Origin of the sequence: Streptomyces sp. SID1328, assembly GCF_009865595.1 — a bacterium.
Classification (GTDB): Bacteria; Actinomycetota; Actinomycetes; order Streptomycetales; family Streptomycetaceae; genus Streptomyces; species Streptomyces griseoluteus.
This window is the reverse complement of record NZ_WWKH01000395.1, coordinates 1-4,437: the sequence shown is the minus strand read 5'-3', so window position 1 is coordinate 4,437 and position 4,437 is coordinate 1. Positions and strand designations below refer to the sequence as shown.

4 protein-coding genes are annotated in these 4,437 nt (G+C 71.2%); 3 read left to right on the top strand and 1 reads right to left on the bottom strand.

Annotated features, from left to right (window positions below; all coding sequences use genetic code 11):
* On the top strand, positions 1 to 1,140 hold a 1,140-nt coding region (locus GT030_RS11865), incomplete at its 5' end, for an MFS transporter (protein WP_161201074.1).
* Between the two features lie 143 nt (positions 1,141 to 1,283).
* Entirely contained in the window at positions 1,284 to 2,474 is a 1,191-nt protein-coding gene (locus GT030_RS11860; RefSeq protein ID WP_161201073.1) for an acyl-CoA dehydrogenase family protein, read from the top strand.
* Between the two features lie 36 nt (positions 2,475 to 2,510).
* Here GT030_RS11860 and GT030_RS11855 read toward each other — a convergent pair whose 3' ends face one another.
* Positions 2,511 to 2,948 carry a cell division protein SepF gene (locus GT030_RS11855; RefSeq protein ID WP_030812436.1) on the bottom strand — a complete coding sequence of 146 codons (438 nt, stop codon included), beginning with the start codon at positions 2,946 to 2,948 and terminating at the stop codon, positions 2,511 to 2,513.
* A 497-nt stretch (positions 2,949 to 3,445) separates the two neighbouring features.
* On the opposite strand from GT030_RS11855, the gene GT030_RS11850 reads away from it, so the two are divergent.
* Positions 3,446 to 4,339, top strand: a complete 894-nt coding sequence (locus GT030_RS11850; protein ID WP_135792565.1) for a S1 family peptidase — start codon at positions 3,446 to 3,448, stop codon at positions 4,337 to 4,339.
* Positions 4,340 to 4,437: the final 98 nt, after the last annotated feature.

The following is a 4,437-nucleotide window of genomic DNA, read 5'->3' as shown; positions in this document are numbered from 1 at the left end:
TTCCTGCTGGAGCACTTCTGGTGGGGCTCGGTCTTCCTGGTCAACATCCCGCTGATGCTGGTGAGCCTGCCCATCGGCCGGATGCTGCTGCCCGAGTCCCGCGGCGAGCGGGACGGCCCCTGGGACGTCGTCGGCGCCCTGATGGCGGCGGGCGGCCTCTTCGGCGTCGTCCTCGGCGTCAAGCGGCTCGGCGGCGGCGAGGACATGACCGGCCCGCTCACCCTGGTACCGCTCCTGGTGGGCGTGGCCCTGCTCGTCCTCTTCGTCCGGCGCCAGTCGCACTGCGCCCACCCGCTGGTCGACCTGAGCATGTTCCGGCGGCCCGCCTTCAGCACCTCGGTGGGCTGCATCGTGCTCGCCATGCTGGCCCTGGTCGGCCTGGAGCTGATCGCCGCGCAGTACCTCCAGCTCGTGCTGGGACTGTCCCCGCTCCAGACCGGGCTGCGGCTGCTCCCGCTGACCGTCGCCGCGATGGCGGCGGGCCTCGCCGGCGCCCGCGTACTGCGCGGTCTCGGACCGCGCCGGATGGTCTGCGCCGGGTTCGTCCTCACCGCCGTGGCCGTCGTCACCCTCACCGCGATGGGCGGCCACGACAACACCCCGCTGCTCCTCACCGGTTTCGTGCTGCTCGGCTTCGGCCTGGAGACGACCCTCTTCGGGGCCTACGAGTCCATGCTCAGCGAGGCCCCGGCCGACCGGGCCGGCGGTGCGGCCGCCATCGGCGAGACCTCCTACCAACTGGGCGCCGGGATCGGCATCGCCCTGCTCGGCAGCGTGATGAACGCCGCCTACGCGCCCGCCCTCGACTCGGTGCCCGGCGTCCCCGCCTCCGCCTCCTCGGCCGCGGGCCGCTCCCTGGGCGAGGCGTACGAGGTCGCCGCCCGGCTCGGCGGGCCCGCCGGGGCCGCGCTGCGCGCCGCCGCCCGCGACTCCTTCGTGCACGGGCTGCATGTGACGCTGCTGGTCAGCGCCGGACTGCTGCTGCTCGGCGCGCTGATGGCGCTCCGGCTGCCCCGCGTCATGAACTGCGCCCCGGAGGCCGCCGGGGCACCGGAACCGGTCGCCGAGAGCCCCGTACCGCTCGCCAAGAGCGAGCTGCCCGCGCCCCGGGCGGCCGGGAAACCCACCGTCTCCGCCTGACCTCCGGCCGGTCGCTCTGGACGCGCGGCGCGCTCGGGCCGTAACGTCGGCCGGGCATACGTAACTAGCGGTGCTAGTTTTTGAACGCAGCACAGTTCGAGCGCCGCAGGTCCTGAGCCGCAGAGTGCCGGAGGGTGTTTCCCATGTCCGCGTCCCCGAAGCCGCCCGCGTTCGACCCCGCCGACCCGCTCGGCCTCGACGACCTCCTCGACCCCGAGGACCTCGCCGTCCGCGACACCGTCCGCTCCTGGGCGGCCGACCGCGTGCTGCCGTACGTGGCCGACTGGTACGAGAAGGGCGAGCTGCCCGGCATCCGGGAGCTGGCCCGCGAACTCGGCTCGATCGGCGCCCTCGGCATGTCCCTGACCGGGTACGGCTGCGCGGGCGCGTCGTCCGTGCAGTACGGCCTGGCCTGCCTGGAGCTGGAGGCCGCCGACTCCGGCATCCGCTCCCTGGTCTCGGTCCAGGGCTCGCTCGCCATGTACGCGATCCACCGGTACGGCAGCGAGGAGCAGAAGAACGAGTGGCTGCCCCGCATGGCCGCCGGCGAGGTCATCGGCTGCTTCGGGCTGACCGAGCCCGACCACGGCTCCGACCCGGCCGGCATGCGTACGTTCGCCAAGCGGGACGGCGAGGACTGGGTGCTCAGCGGGCGCAAGATGTGGATCACCAACGGCTCGGTCGCCGGGGTCGCGGTGGTCTGGGCGCGCACCGAGGACGGTATCCGGGGCTTCGTCGTCCCCACCGACCGGCCCGGCTTCTCGGCGCCGGAGATCAAGCACAAGTGGTCGCTGCGGGCCTCGGTCACCAGCGAACTCGTGCTGGACGACGTACGGCTGCCCGCCGACGCGGTGCTGCCCGGCGTCACCGGGCTGCGCGGACCGCTCGGCTGCCTCTCGCACGCCCGGTACGGCATCGTGTGGGGCTCGATGGGCGCCGCCCGCAGCAGCTTCGAGGCGGCTCTCGACTATGCGAGGACGCGGGAGCAGTTCGGGCGGCCCATCGGGGGCTTCCAGCTCACCCAGGCCAAGCTCGCCGACATGGCGGTCGAGCTGCACAAGGGAATCCTGCTCGCCCACCATCTGGGGCGGCGGATGGACGCCGGGCGGCTGCGGCCCGAGCAGATCAGTTTCGGCAAGCTGAACAACGTCCGCGAGGCCATCGAGATCTGCCGGACCGCGCGGACGATCCTCGGCGCCAACGGGATCTCCCTCGAATATCCCGTGATGCGGCACGCGACGAACCTGGAGTCGGTGCTCACCTACGAGGGCACCGTGGAGATGCACCAGCTCGTGCTGGGCAAGGCGCTCACCGGGCTCGACGCCTTCCGGTGAGCCCCCTGGGGGGCGGGGCCGGTGAACGGCCCCGCCTCAGCTCTGGTTGAAGAAGCCGTCCTCCCGGCGGCCCGCCGGTTCGCCACTGATGATCTCGGTGTGGGCGGGCGTCAGCAGGAACACCCGCGTCGCCACCCGCTCGATCGTGCCCCGCAGACCGAAGGTGAGCCCGGCCGCGAAGTCCACCACCCGCTTGGCGTCGGCGCCCTCCATCGCCGTGAGGTTCATGATCACCGGGACTCCGTCCCGGAACAGTTCGCCGATGGCGCGGGCGTCCCGGAAGCTGTCCGGGGTGACCGTGCCGATGCGGCGGCCCTTGTCCTCGGCCGTGTCCGCGGCCACCTTCACCCGCGGGTCGGTGACCCAGGCGTCAGCGGGCTCCGTGCCCTCGGAGTAGTCGTCGTCGTAGTAACGCTCGTCATCGTTGTCGTCGACGAGGCCGAGCCACGCACTCGCCTTGCGTACCGATCCCATGGACGCCTCCTCTCACAGCGGTCTTTCTTGTTCTTCGCTTCCCTATGGTCATCCATGATGCGGACGGTGCGCCAAGTGGATAGACGCCGCGCGGGGGGTTTGTGACGGTACTGGTGCACGATCGATCCGTCGAGAGCCCTTGTGCCCCAAGGCCTGCGACTCATACGGCTGCTGACTGAGAGTGAAATATGATTTGTCGCGGCGGATGGGTGATGTGTGGTGTGTCCGGGTGACGGAAGGGGCCTCGGGGGCATCCGGGGTGGGGCGTGTGGGGTGATGGTCGGCTCTTGTGACTGAGGGGACGTCAGGGTTTGGGGGGCCCCTGATCGTTGAGCCGTGTACGGCCGAAAGGCACCCTTGTGCCGACCGGTCGTTCGGCCGAATACTCCCCCTCAGCGCTTGTCAGGGGCATGCACGTCCGATCGACCTGCCGCTGACTGCGCCTCACGGGCCCCGACCCCACGCGGGCCCCCGAATTCCCCAGGAGGGAACGACACGTGAGGATCAAGCGCACCACTCCCCGAGGCCGTATCGCCAGACGCACCCAGCTCACGGCGGCCGTCAGCGGCCTTCTCGCCGTAGCCGCGTTCGCCGCCCCCACCGCGAACGCCAGCGACGTCCACACGTTCAGCGCCGGCCAGCTCACCAAGGCGAGCGACTCCGTCCGCCAGGCCGACGTCCCCGGCACCGCCTGGGCCGTCGACAGCAAGACCAACCGCGTCCTCGTCACCGTCGACAGCACGGTGTCCCAGGCCGAGATCGCCAAGATCAAGCGGCAGGCCGGCGCGGACAGGCTCACCATCAAGCGGACGGCCGGCAAGTTCAACAAGCTGATCACCGGCGGTGACGCCATCTACGGCGGCTCCTACCGGTGCTCGCTCGGCTTCAACGTCCGCAGCGGCAGCACGTACTACTTCCTGACCGCCGGGCACTGCGGTGAGGTCGCCTCCACCTGGTACAGCAACTCCGCGAAGACCACGGTGCTCGGCACCAACGTCGGGTACAGCTTCCCCGGCAACGACTTCGCGCTGGTGCGCTACACCAACTCCTCCGTCGCGCACCCGAGTGCGGTCGGCAGCCAGACGATCAGCAGCGCGGCCACTCCGGCGGTCGGAACCACCGTGACGCGGCGCGGCTCCACCACCGGGACGCACAGCGGGCGGGTCACCGCGCTGAACGCCACCGTCAACTACGGCGGCGGGGACGTGGTTTCCGGGCTCATCCAGACCACGGTGTGCGCCGAGGGCGGTGACAGTGGCGGCCCGCTCTACGGCGGGAGCGTCGCGTACGGGCTCACGTCCGGCGGCAGCGGCAACTGCTCCTCCGGCGGGACGACGTTCTTCCAGCCTGTCACCGAGGCGTTGAGCTACTACGGGGTGACCCTTCCGTAGGTTGCCCGAGGTTCCCTGACGGGCCGTCCTCACTGACGGGTCGGTTCGGCGGGCCCCTGTACGCGGTCACTCGCGTGCGGGGGCCCGTTTTGTGCTGG

Excerpts from the sequence above, each read along its gene's own strand:
- GT030_RS11860 (WP_161201073.1), top strand. The coding sequence starts at position 1,284 with ATGTCCGCGTCCCCGAAGCCGCCCGCGTTCGACCCCGCCGACCCGCTC.
- GT030_RS11855 (WP_030812436.1), bottom strand. The coding sequence starts at position 2,948 with ATGGGATCGGTACGCAAGGCGAGTGCGTGGCTCGGCCTCGTCGACGAC.